General features: G+C 60.3%; 15 protein-coding genes. 7 read left to right on the plus strand and 8 right to left on the minus strand.

The window, feature by feature from the left end; all coding sequences use genetic code 11:
• Nucleotides 1-83: 83 nt before the first annotated feature.
• Together ACYZT6_RS29840 and ACYZT6_RS29845 are read right to left on the minus strand one after the other, a co-directional pair.
• Nucleotides 84-791: a 3'-5' exonuclease gene (locus tag ACYZT6_RS29840; protein WP_462029741.1), complete on the minus strand. Its 708-nt coding sequence runs from the start codon at nucleotides 789-791 to the stop codon at nucleotides 84-86.
• A complete protein-coding gene (locus ACYZT6_RS29845) occupies nucleotides 788-2,728 on the minus strand; it encodes a putative nucleotidyltransferase substrate binding domain-containing protein (RefSeq protein WP_462030033.1) in 1,941 nt (646 codons plus the stop codon). Before ACYZT6_RS29845 ends, ACYZT6_RS29840 begins: the two co-directional genes overlap by 4 nt.
• Before the next feature lie 254 nt (nucleotides 2,729-2,982).
• Here ACYZT6_RS29845 and ACYZT6_RS29850 point away from each other — a divergent pair, with 254 nt between their 5' ends.
• Nucleotides 2,983-3,429: a response regulator gene (locus tag ACYZT6_RS29850; protein ID WP_462029742.1), complete on the plus strand. Its 447-nt coding sequence runs from the start codon at nucleotides 2,983-2,985 to the stop codon at nucleotides 3,427-3,429.
• Nucleotides 3,430-3,619: 190 nt separating this feature from the next.
• Here the strand turns inward: ACYZT6_RS29850 and ACYZT6_RS29855 are convergent, their stop codons facing one another.
• Nucleotides 3,620-5,812: a malate synthase G gene (locus ACYZT6_RS29855; protein WP_462029743.1), complete on the minus strand. Its 2,193-nt coding sequence runs from the start codon at nucleotides 5,810-5,812 to the stop codon at nucleotides 3,620-3,622.
• A gap of 602 nt (nucleotides 5,813-6,414) precedes the next feature.
• Here ACYZT6_RS29855 and ACYZT6_RS29860 point away from each other — a divergent pair.
• Complete coding sequence (locus tag ACYZT6_RS29860; protein WP_462029744.1) at nucleotides 6,415-6,933, plus strand: glycine cleavage system transcriptional repressor; 519 nt, start codon at nucleotides 6,415-6,417, stop codon at nucleotides 6,931-6,933.
• 215 nt (nucleotides 6,934-7,148) lie between these two features.
• Here the strand turns inward: ACYZT6_RS29860 and rarD are convergent, their stop codons facing one another.
• The 5 genes from rarD to ACYZT6_RS29885 form a co-directional block, all read right to left on the minus strand.
• Nucleotides 7,149-8,036, minus strand: a complete 888-nt coding sequence (gene rarD, locus ACYZT6_RS29865) for an EamA family transporter RarD (RefSeq protein ID WP_462029745.1) — start codon at nucleotides 8,034-8,036, stop codon at nucleotides 7,149-7,151.
• Nucleotides 8,037-8,199: 163 nt separating this feature from the next.
• Complete coding sequence (locus ACYZT6_RS29870; protein WP_462029746.1) at nucleotides 8,200-9,174, minus strand: serine/threonine protein kinase; 975 nt, start codon at nucleotides 9,172-9,174, stop codon at nucleotides 8,200-8,202.
• Between the two features lie 181 nt (nucleotides 9,175-9,355).
• Nucleotides 9,356-11,257, minus strand: coding sequence for a PhoX family protein (locus tag ACYZT6_RS29875; RefSeq protein WP_462029747.1), 1,902 nt, complete (start codon nucleotides 11,255-11,257; stop codon nucleotides 9,356-9,358).
• A gap of 58 nt (nucleotides 11,258-11,315) precedes the next feature.
• Nucleotides 11,316-12,080 (minus strand): TOBE domain-containing protein, encoded by a 765-nt coding sequence (locus ACYZT6_RS29880; RefSeq protein WP_462029748.1) that lies wholly within the window; start codon nucleotides 12,078-12,080, stop codon nucleotides 11,316-11,318.
• 187 nt (nucleotides 12,081-12,267) lie between these two features.
• Complete coding sequence (locus ACYZT6_RS29885; RefSeq protein ID WP_462029749.1) at nucleotides 12,268-13,008, minus strand: ComF family protein; 741 nt, start codon at nucleotides 13,006-13,008, stop codon at nucleotides 12,268-12,270.
• 92 nt (nucleotides 13,009-13,100) lie between these two features.
• On the opposite strand from ACYZT6_RS29885, the gene bioB reads away from it, so the two are divergent.
• From bioB to bioD, 5 genes are all read left to right on the plus strand, one after another.
• Nucleotides 13,101-14,156 (plus strand): biotin synthase BioB, encoded by a 1,056-nt coding sequence (gene bioB / locus ACYZT6_RS29890; RefSeq protein WP_462029750.1) that lies wholly within the window; start codon nucleotides 13,101-13,103, stop codon nucleotides 14,154-14,156.
• A gap of 137 nt (nucleotides 14,157-14,293) precedes the next feature.
• On the plus strand, nucleotides 14,294-15,472 hold the full coding sequence (gene bioF / locus ACYZT6_RS29895; protein WP_462029751.1) for an 8-amino-7-oxononanoate synthase: 1,179 nt from the start codon (nucleotides 14,294-14,296) through the stop codon (nucleotides 15,470-15,472).
• Nucleotides 15,465-16,196 (plus strand): alpha/beta fold hydrolase, encoded by a 732-nt coding sequence (locus ACYZT6_RS29900; protein WP_462029752.1) that lies wholly within the window; start codon nucleotides 15,465-15,467, stop codon nucleotides 16,194-16,196. Before bioF ends, ACYZT6_RS29900 begins: the two co-directional genes overlap by 8 nt.
• Nucleotides 16,189-17,001 carry a malonyl-ACP O-methyltransferase BioC gene (gene bioC / locus ACYZT6_RS29905; RefSeq protein ID WP_462029753.1) on the plus strand — a complete coding sequence of 271 codons (813 nt, stop codon included), beginning with the start codon at nucleotides 16,189-16,191 and terminating at the stop codon, nucleotides 16,999-17,001. Before ACYZT6_RS29900 ends, bioC begins: the two co-directional genes overlap by 8 nt.
• Complete coding sequence (gene bioD, locus ACYZT6_RS29910; RefSeq protein ID WP_462029754.1) at nucleotides 16,998-17,678, plus strand: dethiobiotin synthase; 681 nt, start codon at nucleotides 16,998-17,000, stop codon at nucleotides 17,676-17,678. The genes bioC and bioD overlap by 4 nt, the downstream gene beginning before the upstream one ends.
• Nucleotides 17,679-17,726 lie beyond the last annotated feature (48 nt).

Raw genomic sequence — 17,726 nt, forward strand, 5'->3', positions numbered from 1 at the left:
CAGGTTATGCGCAATTCCAGAATTGACGATGACCCGTAGGAGCGAGGCTTGCCCGCGAAGAGGCCAGAACAGGCACTGCAAATCTAAAAGGACGGCGCGCGCTGCCTGCGTTTCCACTGGCTCAACCGCTGCTGCAAATTCAACGGGCTATGAATCTGCTGCTGCCGCGCCCGGCTGAACAGTATCAGCGCCAGCTCCGCCGTCGCCAACGCATCAGCACTGGCATTGTGTCGTTCGAAGACTTCAAGCTTGAACCAGTCGATCCACTCATCCAGCCCGGCATCGCGAATGTGCGCCTGCGGACACAGCAGCGGTGCGATGTCCGCCACGTCCAGAAACGGATGCTGCAATTTGTAGCCCAAATGGTCTTTCAGCGAACGCCCAAGCATGTGTTGATCGAACGGCGCATGGAACGCCAGCACCGGACTGTCGCCCACGAACTCCATAAGCTCGAGCAGCGCCAGTCCCGGATCGCTGCCGGCGGCAATCGCACTCGGTCCCAGACCATGAATCAATACGCTGGGCCCCACCTTCATATCGACGCATTGCATCGTGCGTTCGAACTGCTGGCTGAAATCAATCGCTCCGTCCTCGATCACCACCGCTCCGATGGACAACACCCGATCCTTGTTCAGGTTCAGCCCGGTGGTTTCCAGGTCGAGCACCACCCAGCGCTGTTCGCGCAGGCTGCATTCACTCAGCTCGGCAATAGCAGGCAAGCATTGCAGACGTTGTTGAAGTTCGCCGGGAAGGCTCGGACCTGCCGGGCGCAGCCATGAAAACAGGCTCATAGCTGATACCGCAGGGCCAGGCTACTTTGCAGGCGTTGAGCCTGGCGCAGGGATTCACGCAGGATCCGTCGGTCCAGATGGTTGAGGCTGTCCGGATCGACCCGGTTGGAGTAGGGCAAGTTCTCCCGGGTCTGTAGCTGATGTTGCTGCATGCGGGTTTGCTGGATGAAGTGATAAGCCTCTTCGTACGCGGCGCCGTCCAGCCGTTCAATGACCTCTTTGGCCACCAATTCACGGAAGCGCTCCAGGGTATTGTTGGCCTCAATGCCATGGACCAGGGCCAGCAACCGCGCGCCGTCAACGAACGGCGTCAGCCCCTGGACCTTCAGATCCAGCGTGGCTTTCTCGCCATTCTTGCGCGCCAGCACGAATTCACGAAAACGTCCTACGGGCGGACGGTTGCGCAAGGCGTTCTCGGCCATCATCCGTTGGAACAGCCGGTTGTCATTCACCTGGTCGAGAATGCCCTGACGCAGCTGATCGCAGCCTTGCTCGTCGCCCCAGACCACACGCAGGTCGAAATAGATGCTCGAACCCAACAGATTCTCCGGCGTCGCCTCACGAATAAACGCCGCAAAGCGCCGCGCCCATTCGGCCCGGGACAAACACAGTTCGGGGTTGCCGGCCATGATGTTGCCCTTGCATAGCGTGAAGCCGCAGAGCGCCAGGCTCTGGTTGATCTGCTGGGCAATGGGCAGCAGTTTGCCGCGAATTTCGGCGGCATGCGCCGCGTCTCGGGCTTCGAACAGAATGCCGTTGTCCTGATCGGTGTGCAGCGTCTGTTCGCGACGGCCTTCGCTACCGAAGCACAGCCAACTGAATGGAATGCCGGGGTCACCTTTCTCGGCGAGGGTCAGTTCGATCACCCGGCACACGGTGTGATCGTTGAGCAGCGTGATGATGTGGGTGATCTGGGTCGAAGAGGCGCCGTGCGCCAGCATGCGTTCGACCAGTTGGCCGATCTCGCCGCGCATCGCCACCAGGTTTTCCAGTTTCTGCGCGCTGCGAATGGTCCGCGCCAGGTGCACCAGGTCGACCCGTTGCAACGAAAACAGATCCCGCTCGGACACCACGCCGCACAGGCGATGGTCTTTCACCAGGCAGACGTGGGCGATGTGTCGCTGGGTCATGGCGATCGCCGCATCAAAGGCGCTGTGGTCCGGCGACAGGAAAAACGGCGCCTGGGTCATGTGGCGCTCGATCGCTTCGTTGAAGTCGTTAGTGCCCTCGGCCACCACATGGCGCAAGTCGCGCAGGGTGAAAATGCCCAGAGGGGCTTTAAGCTCGTCGACAATCACGATGCTGCCGACCTGCTGCTCGTGCATCTGGGTCACGGCTTCACGCAACGGCGTGGCGGGGCTGCACGTCACCGGATGGCGCATGGCCAATTCGCCCAGTCGCGTATTCAACGAATATTGAGTACCAAGGGTTTCTACGGCTTTTTGCTGGACTTGCTGATTGACCTGATCCAGCAGGCTGCTGACACCGCGTAGGGCAAAGTCGCGAAACGTGGTGGAAAGTGCGAACAGTTTGATGAACGCCAGCTTGTTCAGCTGTAGGCAAAAGGTGTCTTCGGCGGCCAGGTGTTCGGTGCGAGTCGCGCGCTCGCCCAGCAGCGCGGCGAGGGGGAAACACTCGCCGGTGGTGATTTCGAAGGTGGTTTCGGTGCCGCCCTTGGCCGTATGCGGGCGTTCACCCACGACCCGGCCTTGTTTGACGATGTAGAAATGCTCAACCGGCCCATCGGCAGGTTTGATGATGCTCTCGCCGGGGGCGTAGAAACGCATCTGACATTGTTCGACCAGGTACGCCAGGTGCGCGTGTTCCATTTGATTGAAGGGCGGGAAGCGCTGGAGGAATTGCAAAGTGCCCTGGATGTTCTGCAACACCGCGGTTTTCCCTGCCTGTGTGAAGGCGTCCGCTTTACTCATAACCATGACCGCAGTCTTTTTTGAATTGTTGTTGTCGGATGACTTACCCATGGTCGGCCCCTGCGGGCAGGGTGCCCATTGGACGTAAGTCTAGGTCGGGCGTTGCAGGCGTCGGAAGTTAGGAAATGTCTGACGCAAATGCGGGAAAAACCTCCTACATTGGCTATAGGAAAACTTTCCGACGAAGGGCACATTGTAGGTCTGCTTAGCGATGTCTGACGGATGTGCTAGGGAATTGAAATGAAAACGTAGAGAAAGCCATGTCCGACCACGATATTTTGAGTGACGCCGAGCGCGAGGCGCTGAGTGCCGTCATGCTGGAACCTGACCTGCCACCGCAGAGGGTGCTGATCGTCGATGACGATAAAGACGCGCGCGAGTTGCTGTCGGAGATTCTGGCGCTGGACGGTATTCGTTGTATGACGGCTGCCAGTGGTGAAACTGCACTCAAGATGTTGAGCGAAAAACCTTCGATTGGCCTGGTGATTACTGATCTGCGCATGGGCCACATTGATGGCCTGGAACTGATCCGCAAGGTGCGTGAATCGGAACGGGCGGAGCTGCCGATGATCATAGTTACCGGCGATGCCGACGTTAAAGACGCCATCGCTGCCATGCATCTGAGCGTGGTCGACTTCCTGCTCAAACCCATCGATACCGGCAAACTGTTGGCGTTGGTCAAGCATGAGTTGGGGATGGAGCCTTAGTTAAACCTGTCTTCCCTGCACATTCCCTGTGGGAGCGAGCTCGCTCGCGATGAGGCCATTACAGCCAACATCGATGTGACAGATACGCCGCCATCGCGAGCAGGCTCGCTCCCACAGGGGATCTCATTCGCCAATAAAAAAGCCCTGATCGAAAGATCAGGGCTTTTTGACATCTGGCGCAAACGCTCAGTTACAGGCCATTGGCAGCCTTGAACTCGCGACGACGACGGTGCAGGACCGGCTCGGTGTAGCCGTTCGGCTGCTTGGTGCCTTCGACCACCAGTTCGACCGCCGCCTGGAAGGCGATGTTGCGGTCGAAGTTCGGTGCCAGCGGACGGTACAGCGCGTCATTGGCGTTCTGACGGTCAACCACCGGCGCCATGCGCTTGAGGCTTTCCATCACTTGCTCTTCGGTGACGATGCCATGACGCAACCAGTTCGCGATGTGCTGGCTGGAAATACGCAGCGTCGCACGGTCTTCCATCAGGCCGACATCGTTGATGTCCGGCACTTTCGAGCAACCGACGCCCTGGTCGATCCAGCGCACCACGTAACCGAGAATGCCCTGGGCGTTGTTGTCCAGTTCGTTCTTGATCTGTTCCGCGGTCCAGCTCGGGTTTACCGCCAACGGGATGGTCAGGATGTCGTCCACCGAAGCGCGAGTACGTTTGGCCAGCTCGGCCTGACGGGCGAACACATCGACCTTGTGGTAATGCAGCGCGTGCAACGCGGCGGCAGTCGGCGATGGAACCCAGGCGGTGTTGGCGCCGGCCAGCGGGTGAGCAATTTTCTGTTCGAGCATCGCTGCCATCAGGTCGGGCATCGCCCACATGCCTTTACCGATCTGCGCACGACCTTGCAGGCCGGTGCTCAGGCCGATATCGACGTTCCAGTTTTCGTAGGCGCCGATCCACTTCTCGGCCTTCATGTCCGCCTTGCGCACCATCGGGCCGGCTTCCATGGAGGTGTGAATTTCATCGCCCGTGCGGTCGAGGAAACCGGTGTTGATGAACACCACGCGCTCGCTGGCCGCCTTGATGCAGGCCTTGAGGTTGACCGTGGTCCGGCGCTCCTCGTCCATGATCCCGACTTTCAGCGTGTTGCGCGGCAGACCGAGCACTTCTTCGATGCGACCGAACAGCTCGTTGGTGAACGCGGCTTCTTCCGGGCCGTGCATTTTCGGCTTCACGATGTAGACCGAGCCGGTGCGGCTGTTCTTGCGCGAGCTGTTGCCGTTGAGGCTGTGGATCGCCGCAAGGCTGGTGATCAGGCCGTCGAGAATGCCTTCCGGCACTTCGTTGCCGTCTTTATCGACGATCGCGTCGATGGTCATCAGGTGACCGACGTTGCGCACGAACAATAACGAACGACCGTGCAAGCTCAGTTCTTTACCGTCGACACCGGTATAGATGCGGTCGGCGTTCATGGTGCGGGTAAAGGTCTGACCGCCCTTGGAGACTTCTTCCGACAGGTCGCCCTTCATCAGGCCGAGCCAGTTGCGGTAGATCACCACTTTGTCATCGGCATCGACGGCGGCGACGGAGTCTTCGCAGTCCATGATGGTGGTCAGCGCGGCTTCCATCAGGATGTCTTTGATACCGGCGGCGTCGGTCTGACCGACCGGGGTGCTGGCGTCGACCTGGATTTCGAAGTGCAGGCCGTTGTTTTTCAGCAGGATCGCGGTCGGTGCAGCCGCATCGCCGTGGAAACCGATCAGCTGAGCGTCGTTACGCAGGCCCGTGCTCTTCAAATCCGAGCTGCTCCCGCCTTTAAGGGCGACCACCAGTTTGCCGTCAGCGATCTTGTAGCCGGTGGAGTCGACATGGGAGCCGGCCGCCAATGGCGCGGCTTCGTCGAGAAAGGCGCGGGCGAAGGCAATGACCTTGTCACCACGGACCTTGTTGTAGCCTTTGCCTTTTTCCGCGCCGTCGGCTTCGCTGATGGCGTCGGTGCCGTAGAGCGCGTCGTACAACGAACCCCAGCGGGCGTTCGAGGCGTTGAGCGCGAAGCGGGCATTCATCACCGGCACCACGAGTTGTGGGCCGGCCATGCGGGCGATTTCGTCATCGACGTTTTGCGTCGTTGCCTGGAAATCGGCCGCTTCTTGCAGCAGATAACCGATGTCTTGCAAGAAGGCTTTATAAGCCACGGCGTCGTGTGGTTGACCGGCACGGGATTGGTGCCAGCCATCGATACGAGCCTGGAAATCATCGCGTTTGGCGAGTAGGGCTTTGTTCTTCGGCGCCAGGTCATGAATGACCTTGTCGGCACCGGCCCAGAACTTATCGGCGGTGAGGCCGGTACCGGGAATGGCTTCGTTGTTCACGAAGTCGAACAGGACTTTGGCGACCTGCAGGCCACCGACTTGAACGTGTTCAGTCATTGCTTGCCTCACTCTGCTCAGCTATTTCGCTTTTCAGCTCTTCAAATTAACAATGAAGCCTCTGGCTATTTAAACCACAAACCCCTTCCACCAGTACATGCCATTTCGGGCGGCTGGAATGGAACCGATCAACGGCGTTGAGGCCTTGCTGATAGGGCTTTCAGGGCTGCGACTATGCCTGTGGCAGACATCGATCCAACGTTATGTAGTGCGCGCTGCGGCATACTACATGATGAATTGCGCTTGTGAAAATTAGACTAATTACGTCGTTCTGCGACCCCATGACGCATTGCGGTCACGTCGGGGATAGGGATGTTCTCAAAAAAGTATGAGATTGTTCCAGTTAAATATAAGAAGTTGTACACATAATCTTTCATGCACTGCTATGGACTGTGGTTTTTGTGGCGAGGGAGCTTGCTCCCGCTGGGGCGCGGAGCGGCCCCCTGCATTATTCAGACAAACCCCATTGGCTGATTTTACGACTGCTTCGCAGCCGAGCGGGAGCAAGCTCCCTCGCCACAAAAAAGCAGTGCAGGGCTGATTCCGGTCCCTTGCCTATACTTGTTTTTCTATAACAAAAGTCATGACTAGAGGGCTGCGCCATGGACCACCTCGTACTCACTGTTTTCGCTCCGGACAAGCCAGGGCAGGTCGAGCGCATTGCCCAATGCATTGCCGAGCACGGCGGCAACTGGCTGGAAAGCCGCATGTCGCGCATGGCGGGTCAGTTCGCCGGGATTCTTCGGGTGGGCGTGCCGGCCGAGGCCTACGATGAGTTGGTCGATGCCCTGAAGGCGTTGTCCGCCCACGGTATTCGCGTGTTGATCGCCGAAAGCGGCATCGAGCAATCCTGCACCTGGAAACCGATTGCCATGGAATTGGTGGGCAATGACCGCCCGGGGATCGTTCGTGACATCACTCGCCTGCTGACTGAACAAGGGGTGAACCTGGAGCGTCTGGTGACCGAAGTGCGTCCGGCGCCGATGAGCAGCGAACCGCTGTTCCATGCCGAAGCGATTCTGGCGGTGCCACTCACCTTGTCTCTGGACGTGCTGCAGTCACGGCTGGAAACCCTGGCCGATGATCTGATGGTCGAATTGGTACTGCGCAGCGAGCCCTGACAGGGTTATCCAAGTTATACGTGCACCTGCCTGTGGATAACCTGTAGAGACAGCCCGCCAGCCCACGCTGGCCGGGCTTCTTCAGGATCTGATCAAAAAACCATCAGTTTCAACAAGTTGCGCACAAACGGCGGGGATCACGCTGTGGATAACCTTGGGAAGGATCAATGCAGGCCACGAAATACGTGGCCTGCAGGGTGTTGTGCGTTTTCTGATCAGCTGCGGCGGCGCAAACTTATCCACGCATCAACGCTGTAAACCGCCAGGCCCGCCCAGATAAAGATGAATGCGACCAACGTGCTGGAAGACAAATGCTCGCCAAACAGCAGAACGGCTTGCAACAGCACCAGCGTCGGCGCCAGGTACTGGAGAAATCCCAGTGTCGTGTAGGGTAAATGCCGTGCGGCGGCGTTGAAACACACCAGCGGCACCAGCGTCACCGGCCCGGCCGCCACCAGCCACCAGGCTTCGGATGTGGTCCAGAATTCAGGCTGTGCGCTTGTGGCCGTCTGATTGAAAAGCAGCCATGCAATGGCAATCGGCACCAGCATCCAGGTTTCCACCACCAGGCCGGGCAGCGCTTTGACAGGTGCTTGCTTGCGGATCAGGCCGTAGAAGCCAAACGTCAGCGCCAGCACCAGCGACACCCACGGCAGACTGCCGACCTGCCAAACCTGCTGTGCCACGCCGACCGCCGCCAGACCCACCGCGAGCCACTGCATGCGCCTCAGCCGTTCGCCGAGGATCAACATCCCCAGCAGCACGTTTATCAGTGGGTTGATGTAGTAACCGAGGCTGGCCTCGAGCATGCGCCCGTTGTTCACCGACCAGACGTAGGTCAGCCAGTTGGCCGCAATCAGCGTGCCGCTCAGGGCCAGAATCGCCAGCCGGCGCGGGTTCTCCCTCAGCTCGCGCCACCAGCCGGGATGCTTCCACACCAGTAGCAGCAACGCGCCGAACAGCGCGGACCAGAGCACACGGTGGATGATGATCTCCACGGCGGGCACGCTGGCGATAGCTTTGAAGTAGAGCGGGAAAAGTCCCCAGATGATGTAGGCACTCAGGCCCAAGATGTACCCGCGACGCGGGTTGGCAGCTTGCATGCAGAATCCTTGCTTAGGCAGCTAACAAAGTGGGGATTGTATAGATGTGTTGTATTTTTTGTAGGAGCGAGGCTTGCCCGCGAAGAACGATAACGCGGTTTTCCTGATACACCGCGTTATCGTTCTTCGCGGGCAAGCCTCGCTCCTACAGGGGATTGCGGTGTTAGAAAAGCTTCAGGGGTTCTTCGTTGAGCGCAGCAAGTTGCTCGCGCAACGCCAACACCTGATCACCCCAATACCGTTCACTGCCGAACCACGGGAAACTGTGCGGGAACGCCGGGTCGTCCCAGCGGCGGGCGAGCCAGGCGCTGTAGTGCATCAGGCGCAAGGCGCGCAGCGGTTCGATCAGCGCCAATTCCCTCGGGTCGAAGTCGTGGAACTCGTTGTAGCCGTCCATCAATTCCGACAACTGACCGAGACATTCCTGACGATCCCCCGCCAGCATCATCCAGATGTCCTGCACCGCCGGGCCCATGCGACAGTCGTCGAGGTCGACGATGTGGAACATCTCGTCGCGACACATCATGTTGCCGGGGTGGCAATCGCCGTGCATGCGGATGTTCTGGTGCGGCGTGGCCTTGTAGACCTCTTCCACCCGCTTGAGCAGGTCGCGGGCCACGGACTCGTAGGCCGGCAACAGGCTTTTGGGTACGAAATTGCCTTCAAGCAAGGTGTTCAGGGAATCGTGACCGAAATTCTTCACGCCCAGCGCTTCACGGTGTTCGAACGGTTTGGTCGCACCGACGGCGTGCAGGCGGCCGAGCAATTGGCCCAGGCGATACAACTGGTCGAGATTGCCCGGCTCCGGCGCACGTCCGCCACGGCGAGGAAACAGGGTGAAACGGAAACCGGCATGTTCGTGCAGGCTGGCGCCGTTGTGAATCATCGGCGCGACCACCGGCACGTCGCACTCGGCGAGTTCGAAGGTGAATTGGTGTTCTTCGAGAATCGCTTCGTTGGTCCAGCGCTGCGGACGGTAGAACTTGGCGATCAGCGGCTCGGAGTCTTCGATGCCGACTTGGTAGACACGGTTCTCGTAGCTGTTGAGCGCCAGAATGCGCGCGTCGCTGAGAAAGCCGATGCTTTCGACGGCATCGAGCACGAGGTCTGGGGTGAGGGTTGCAAACGGGTGGGCCATGCTGACTCCTGCGCGCAGCAGGCTGCCGCGTCCGGCCAAGCATGGTAGCGCAGACGGGCTTACTTTAGTGTTAAGGCTTGAGATAGTGGTGTTGCCATCGCTAGCAGGCTAGCTCCCACACTGGATCTGCGACACACCGCAAATCCCCTGTGGGAGCTAGCCTGCTAGCGATGGGGCCCGATCAGGCGCCGACGATCCCGCCATCCTCACGGGAAATCGCCATCACCGAAGACCGTGGCTTGCCATTCGGCAGATGCTCGGGGAACGTCGATCCACCGTTTTCCCCCGGATGCTGAATCCCGACAAACAAGGTCTTCTGATCCGGTGAAAAGCTGATCCCCGTCACTTCGCAACCCACCGGCCCAACCATGAACCGGCGTATCTCCCCGCTCACGGGGTCGGCACACAGCATCTGGTTATTACCCATGCCCGCGAAGTCGCCGGCGTTGCTCGAATCGCCATCGGTGAGAATCCACAACCGCCCGGCGTTATCGAAGCCCAGGCCATCCGGGCTGTTAAACATGTTCTGCGGCGTGATATTCGACGAGCCGCTTTTCGGCGTGCCGGCGTGGACGCCCGGGTTGCCGGCGACCACAAACAGATCCCAGGCAAAGCTTTTCGAGCCGTGATCGTCTCGGTCGGTGCGCCAGCGCAGAATTTGCCCGTAGACGTTCTTCTCTCGCGGGTTCGGCCCGCCCACGGGTTGGCCGTCTTCGCCGCGTTTGGCATTGTTAGTCAGTGTGCAATAGACCTGGCCGTCCATTGGGCTGACGACGATCCATTCCGGACGGTCCATGCGCGTGGCCTTCACCACGCTCGCCGCGAGGCGCGCGTGGATCAGTACTTCGGCCTGATCGGCAAAGCCGCTACTGGCGTCGATGCCGTTTTTACCGTGGGTCAGTTCGATCCATTCGCCCTGGCCTTTCGGGTGATCGGCGTTGCTGTCGCCCGCATCGAAGCGCGCCACGTACAAGGTGCCGTGGTCCAGCAGGTCGCGGTTGGCCTTGGGGTTTTTGTGATTGATCTTGTCGCGGCTGACGAACTTGTAAATGAATTCGCCGCGCTCATCGTCGCCCATGTACACCACGGCGTGGCCGTCTTTGGTTTCGGCCAGGGCAGCGTTTTCATGTTTGAAACGACCCAGCGCCGTGCGTTTGACGGGCGTCGATTGCGGATCGAACGGGTCGATTTCCACAACCCAGCCGTGACGGTTGAGCTCGTTCGGATTCTTCGCCAAGTCAAACCGCTCATCGTGTTGATGCCAGTTGATCTCTTTGCTGGTCGCCACTGCGCCGTAGCGCTTCTGCGCGGCATCGAACTTCTGCTCGGCATTGTTGCTGCCGAAGCAGTCGGTGAAGTTCTCTTCGCAGGTCAGGTAAGTGCCCCACGGCGTCTTGCCGTTGGCGCAGTTCTGAAAGGTGCCGAGCACATTCTTGCCGTGAGGGTCGGCGCCGGTTTTCACCAAGGCGTGACCGGCGGCCGGGCCGCTGAGGCTGATCGGCGCGTTGCCATGAATGCGACGGTTGTAACGCGAGCCCTGGACGAATTGCCACTGCCCGTTCTTGCGCTGCACTTCGATCACCGACACGCCTTCGCAAGCCAAGGCTTTGTGTACATCATCGGCGGATTGCGGCATGCCACCGTGCGGGTAGAGGTAGCGATAGTTGGTGTATTCGTTGTTGATCGCCATCAGCGCCCGGTCTTTTTCGCCGGGGAATTCGAACAGGCTCATGCCGTCGTTGTTGTCGCCAAACTGGACTTCCTGCTGCGCGGCGGTGCCGTTACCAGTCGGGTCGAACGCCGGGCCGTTTTTCTGCAACGGCTGGCCCCAACTGATCAGCACCGAGGACTTGTAGCCTGGCGGCAGCGTGATGGCGTCGCTGGTGGCGGCAGGGATGCTGTCAAAACCCAACAGTTTGCTGGAGCCTGCGCTGACACTCGCGGCCAGTACGCTGCGGCTCAGCAGGTTACCGCCGAGGAACATCGCCGCACCGCAGAGGGCGCCGGCGCTGATGAAGCCACGACGGCTGAGGCCGACCATTTTCTCGAGGTCGGTGGACTGGTTTTCTTCTAATAGGCTCACATCGGGCTCCCTGCTGGTTTTTGCAGCCACCTTAAAGAGCGTCGATGAAGCTTTTGTTTCAGAGCGGAGTCCCGAGCAAAACGTTGGACGGCGCGAACTGCACCAGCACCGGGTTGTCAGCGGCAAGACCCAGGGTTTGCAAGTGCAGCGGCTCGGCCAACGCGCAGAGAGTCTGGCCGTTGGGAAGGCCGATGCGCACTTCGCTGGGGCCGTCTTCGGCGTCGAGAATGGCTTCGATCATGCCCTTGAGGCAGTTGTTGCCGGGTGTTGCTTGTTGGTCGATGCCCAGCAATTCCAGCCAACCGGCCTTGATCAGGGCCACGACTTCGGTGCCAGTGTCCAGGTCCAGGCGCAGGGTGCTGTCATGAGTGATTTGCGCATTGAGGGTCAAGCCTTCGGCCAGTTCAAGGCGTACTCGATCGTTGTGCCCCTGGTTGTCGATCGCCACGACTTTGCCATGCAATTGATTGCGCGCGCTGGTTCTGAGCATCAGTCGACCGAGCAAGTTCAGGTCGCTGGCATCTTCGGCGGCTTCCAGCACCTGGGCCTGCAAGGTTTGCAGCTTTTGATACAGGCGTAGCACGCGCAAGCCTTCTTCGGAGAGCTTGGCGCCACCGCCGCCCTTGCCGCCGACGCTGCGTTCCACCAGAGGTTTCTGCGCGAGATTGTTCAGCTCATCAATGGCGTCCCACGCCGCCTTGTAACTCAGCCCCGCACTTTTCGCGGCGCGGGTGATCGAGCCCTGTTCGGCGATGTGCTGCAGCAACGCGATGCGCTGCGGGCGACGGACAATGTGCTGGGACAACAAGGTGGGCAAGGACATGGCGAGGCGCTTTGGGTGGTGACAATGGTGAAGACGTTGGCGGCTTGGGACCTGGGAGTCAAGTCATGCGCAATCCCTGTGGGAGCGAGCCTGCTCGCGATGGCGGCGTGTCAGATAACAAAAATGTCGACTGACACTCCGCCATCGCGAGCAGGTTCGCTCCCACAGGTTTTGTGTGTGGTTTTAGTCAGACCGCGTCGCCGGGTTTGGGGGTTCGGGCAAGGCAGTACACGTCGACCCGCGCGGCGCCGGCGTCCATTAACAGCCGGGCCACGGCCTGAGCGGTGGCGCCGGTGGTCAGCACGTCGTCCACGATCGCCAAATGCCGGCCCTTGATCGTTGCAGCGGGCACCAGGGCAAAGGCGTTGCGCAGGTTCTTTTTGCGCGCGTCGGCATTCAGGTCCTGTTGTGCGCTGGTGTCCTGAATCCTCAGCAGCAGTTTTTCATCGCAAGGAATGTCGAGGCTGTCGCTGAGCCAGCGCGCAAGCATTGCTGCCTGGTTGAAACCCCGTTGACGCAGGCGTTTGGCGGCCAGCGGAACAGGGACCAGAGCGTCGGGACGATCAAGATCCTCATCGAAGCGATGTTGCAGGAACTGAGCGAGAAGTTCGCCGAGCAGGCGGCCAAACGGCCACTTGGCGCCGTGCTTGAAACGCGTGATCAACGTGTCCACGGGGAAGCTGTAAATCCAGGGCGCGGCGACCCGTTCGAAGGTCGGTGGCCGCTTTAAACATTGGCCACATGTCAGGCCCGCCACAGGCAAGGGCAGGGCGCACGTCTGGCAGTGATCGCCCAGCCAGGGCAGGTCGGTTTCGCAGGCCATGCAGATGGGCCTGACTTCTTCGGTGGCTTCGCTACAGAGTAAGCAATGTTGGTTATTGTTTAACCAGATGTAAACCGGTCCTACGTATCGAGGTTGACAGCGCATCGCTCTTCCTTAAATATGCCGAACATCCGTGTTGCGTCTGTGGGTATTCCATTCCCCTGCCGCATGCAAAGCATAAAACAAAGGAAGCACCCATGAGCGCCAGCACCTCTGCAACCCTGCGTCATGACTGGTCTTTGGCCGAAGTCAAAGCACTCTTCGTACAGCCATTCAACGACTTGTTGTTCCAGGCACAGACGGTGCACCGTGCGCATTTCGACGCCAACCGCGTTCAGGTTTCCACCCTGCTGTCGATCAAAACCGGCGCGTGCCCGGAAGATTGCAAATATTGTCCGCAGTCCGGTCACTACAACACCGGCCTGGAAAAAGAAAAACTGATGGAAGTGCAGAAGGTCCTCGAAGAGGCCGCTCGCGCCAAGGCCATCGGTTCGACCCGTTTCTGCATGGGCGCGGCGTGGAAACACCCGTCGGCCAAAGACATGCCGTACGTGCTGCAGATGGTCAAAGGCGTGAAAGCCATGGGCCTGGAAACCTGCATGACCCTGGGTCGCCTCGATCAGGACCAGACCGAAGCGCTGGCCCAGGCCGGTCTCGATTATTACAACCACAACCTCGACACCTCGCCGGAGTTCTACGGCAGCATCATCACCACCCGCACGTACGGCGAGCGCCTGCAAACCCTGGCCTACGTGCGTGATTCGGGGATGAAGATCTGCTCCGGCGGCATCCTCGGCATGGGCGAGTCGCTGGATGACCGCGCCAATCTGCTGATCCAGCTGGCCAACCTGCCGGAGCACCCGGAGTCGGTGCCGATCAACATGCTGGTGAAAGTCGCCGGTACGCCGCTGGAAAATGCCGAAGACATCGACCCGTTCGATTTCATCCGCATGCTCGCCGTCGCGCGCATCCTGATGCCGCAATCCCACGTGCGCCTGTCCGCCGGCCGCGAAGCGATGAACGAGCAGATGCAGGCCCTGGCGTTCTTCGCCGGCGCCAACTCGATTTTCTACGGCGACAAGCTGCTGACCACCGCCAACCCGCAGGCCGACAAGGACATGCAACTGTTCTCGCGCCTGGGGATCCTGCCGGAAGCGCGCGAAGAGCACGCGGACGAAGTGCATCAGGCCGCGATCGAACAAGCGCTGGTTGAGCAGAAAAGCAGCGAGCAGTTCTACAACGCCGCTGTTTAATCGACGCTGAACCCTGTAGGAGCGAGGCTTGCCCGCGAATGAAGCGCCTCGGTCAATCTGAATGACCGCAGTGCTCCCTTCGCGGGCAAGCCTCGCTCCTACAGGGAATGTGTGTTTTTCCTACTCGCGAGGCCTGCATGTCTTTCGATCTCGCCGCACGCCTTGCTGCCCGTCGTGCCGAAAGCCTCTACCGCCAGCGCCCCCTGCTCGAAAGCCCTCAAGGCCCGGAAGTGGTGGTCGACGGTCAGCCGTTGCTGGCGTTCTGCAACAACGACTACCTGGGCCTGGCCAATCACCCGCAAGTGATCGAAGCCTGGCGCGCCGGTGCTGCTCGCTGGGGCGTCGGTGGCGGGGCGTCGCACTTGGTCATCGGCCACAGCACGCCGCATCACGCGCTGGAAGAAGCCTTGGCCGACCTGACCGGTCGCCCGCGCGCGTTGCTGTTCACCACCGGTTACATGGCCAACCTTGGCGCGGTCACTGCGCTGATCGGGCAGGGCGATACCGTGCTGGAAGACCGCCTCAATCATGCCTCGTTGCTGGATGCCGGATTGCTGTCCGGCGCGCGTTTCAATCGTTATCTGCACAACGACGCGGCAAGCCTGGCCAAGCGTCTTCAGAAGGCGACCGGCAATACGCTGGTGGTCACCGACGGCGTGTTCAGCATGGACGGCGATATCGCCGACTTGCCGGCGCTGGCCCGCGAAGCCAAGGCCAAAGGCGCGTGGTTGATGGTCGATGACGCCCATGGCTTCGGTCCGCTGGGCGCCAATGGCGGTGGGATCGTCGAGCATTTCGGCCTGAGCCAGGAAGACGTGCCGGTCTTGGTCGGCACCCTCGGCAAGGCGTTCGGTACGGCGGGTGCGTTTGTGGCCGGCAGCGAAGAGCTGATCGAAAGCCTGATCCAGTTTGCCCGCCCCTACATTTACACCACCAGCCAACCGCCGGCCCTGGCTTGCGCGACCCTGAAAAGCCTTGAACTGCTGCGCACTGAACATTGGCGACGGGATCACCTGAAGACGCTGATCCGCCAGTTCCGTCATGGTGCCGAGCAAATCGGCCTGGAATTGATGGACAGCTTCACACCCATCCAGCCGATCATGATTGGCGATGCCGAACGTGCGGTGCGAGTGTCGCAGATGCTGCGCGAGCGCGGTCTGATGGTCACGGCGATTCGTCCGCCGACCGTCCCCGCCGGCAGCGCCCGTCTGCGCGTGACCCTGACCGCCGCCCACAGCGAGGCGCAGGTGCAGCTATTGTTGGATGGACTGGCCGATTGTTTCCGACAACTTGGACCGGAGCCAAGCCATGCGTGATCGACTGATTCTGCTACCCGGTTGGGGCCTCGGAATCTCGCCGCTGGAACCGTTAGCGGCCGCCTTGCAGGGGCTGGATGAGCATCTGCGGGTCGAGATCGAGCCGTTGCCGGAACTGCAATCGAGCGATCTTGAGGAATGGCTCGATGAGCTGGATTCGACGATCCCGCAAGACGCCTGGCTCGGAGGCTGGTCCCTCGGCGGCATGTTGGCGTCTGAGTTGGCGGCGCGGCGTGGTGATCGTTGCTGCGGTTTGCTGACCCTGGCCAGTAATCCTTCTTTTGTCGCCCATGAGCAGTGGCCGAGCGCGATGCCCGGCGAAACCTTCGACGCGTTTCTGGCCGGTTGCAAGGCCGATCCGCGGATGACGCTGAAGCGCTTTTCACTCCTTTGCGCCCAAGGCTCGGAGGATCCTCGCGGGCTGTCGCGGTTATTGCTCGGTGGGGCGCCGCATACCTCTGAAGCAGTGCTGATGAGCGGTCTGGAAGTGCTCGCACAACTGGATACTCGCCAGGCGTTGCAGGCATTTCGTGGTCCGCAATTACATTTGTTTGCCGGGCTTGACGGCCTGGTCCCAGCCGAAGCAGCGGGAGAACTTCTGGCCTTGCTGCCGGATGTCGAAATCGGCCTGATTGAACAGGCCAGCCATGCGTTTCTTCTGGAAGACCCCCACGGTGTGGCGGGGGCGATCCAGGCCTTTTTGCACGAGTCCGGTGATGACTGATTTATCCCTTCCCAATTTGCCCGGCGGTTTGCCGGACAAGCGCCAGGTGGCGGCCTCCTTTTCCCGCGCGGCAGCGAGCTACGACAGCGTGGCCGAACTGCAGCGCGATGTCGGCAGCCAGTTGTTGAGCCGTTTGCCGGGGGACTTTGTGCCGGGTGTGTGGCTGGACCTGGGGTGCGGCACCGGGCATTTCAGCCGGGGATTGGGCGAGCGATTTCCTGCAGGTAGCGGGCTGGCAATGGACATCGCTGAAGGCATGCTCAATCACGCTCGGCCATTGGGTGGCGCCACCCATTTCATCGCCGGGGATGCGGAGCGTTTGCCGCTGCAGAATTCGACCTGTGATTTGATCTTCTCCAGCCTGGCGGTGCAGTGGTGCGCGGATTTCGAGTCGGTGCTCAGTGAGGCGTATCGGGCCCTGAAACCGGGTGGGATTTTCGCGTTTGCTAGTCTCTGTGTAGGGACGTTGTTTGAGTTGCGTGACAGCTGGCGTCAGGTGGATGGCATGGTGCACGTCAATCGCTTCCGCGAGTTGGGTGTTTATCAACAGCTGTGCGCGTCCAGCGGCTTGAAGGTTGTCAGCCTGCAAACCCGTCCCCATGTGTTGCATTACCCGGACGTGCGCAGCCTGACGCATGAACTCAAGGCGTTGGGCGCGCACAACTTGAACCCCGGTCGGCCGGGAGGTTTGACCGGTCGCGCGCGGATCCTCGGCTTGATCGAGGCTTATGAGCAGTTTCGTCAGGCAGAAGGATTGCCGGCGACTTATCAGGTGGTCTACGCCGTGTTGGAGAAACCCGTATGAGCGCAGCCTATTTCATCACCGGCACGGACACTGATGTCGGCAAGACCACCATTGCCGCGGGCTTGTTGCATGCCGCGCGGTCGGCGGGCATGAGTACGGCGGCGGGCAAGCCGGTCGCGTCTGGCTGTGATGTGACGCCCAAGGGTTTGCGCAATTCCGATGCACTGGCGCTGCTGGCTGAATGCTCGGTGCCTTTGACTTATGCACAGGTCAACCCGGTGGCATTCGAACCGCCGATCGCACCGCACCTGGCTGCACGGGAGGCGGGCGTGGCGCTGACGGTGCAATCACTGTTGACGCCGATGCTCGAGATTCTCGACATGCAGGCGGATTTCACCTTGATCGAAGGCGCCGGCGGCTGGCGCGTGCCGTTGGCGGATCAGGACAATCTGTCGGACCTGGCGATGGCTTTGGATTTGCCGGTGATCCTGGTGGTCGGCGTGCGGTTGGGTTGCATCAATCATGCGCTGCTGACCGCCGAAGCGATTGCTCAGGACGGCTTGCAGCTGGCGGGGTGGGTGGCCAATATCATCGATCCGAAGACCTCGCGGCTGGAAGAAAACCTCGCGACCCTTGCCGAGCGGATTCCCGCGCCTTGCCTTGGGCGAGTGCCGAAACTCAAATTGGTGAGCGCAGAAGCGGTGGCGGAATATTTGCAACTGGATTTACTGGATTGAGATTTTGCCTATGACAAGGCACTGTGCCATTAGAGTTTTTGTCGGGCC

It is taken from the genome of Pseudomonas sp. RT6P73 (assembly GCF_054897715.1).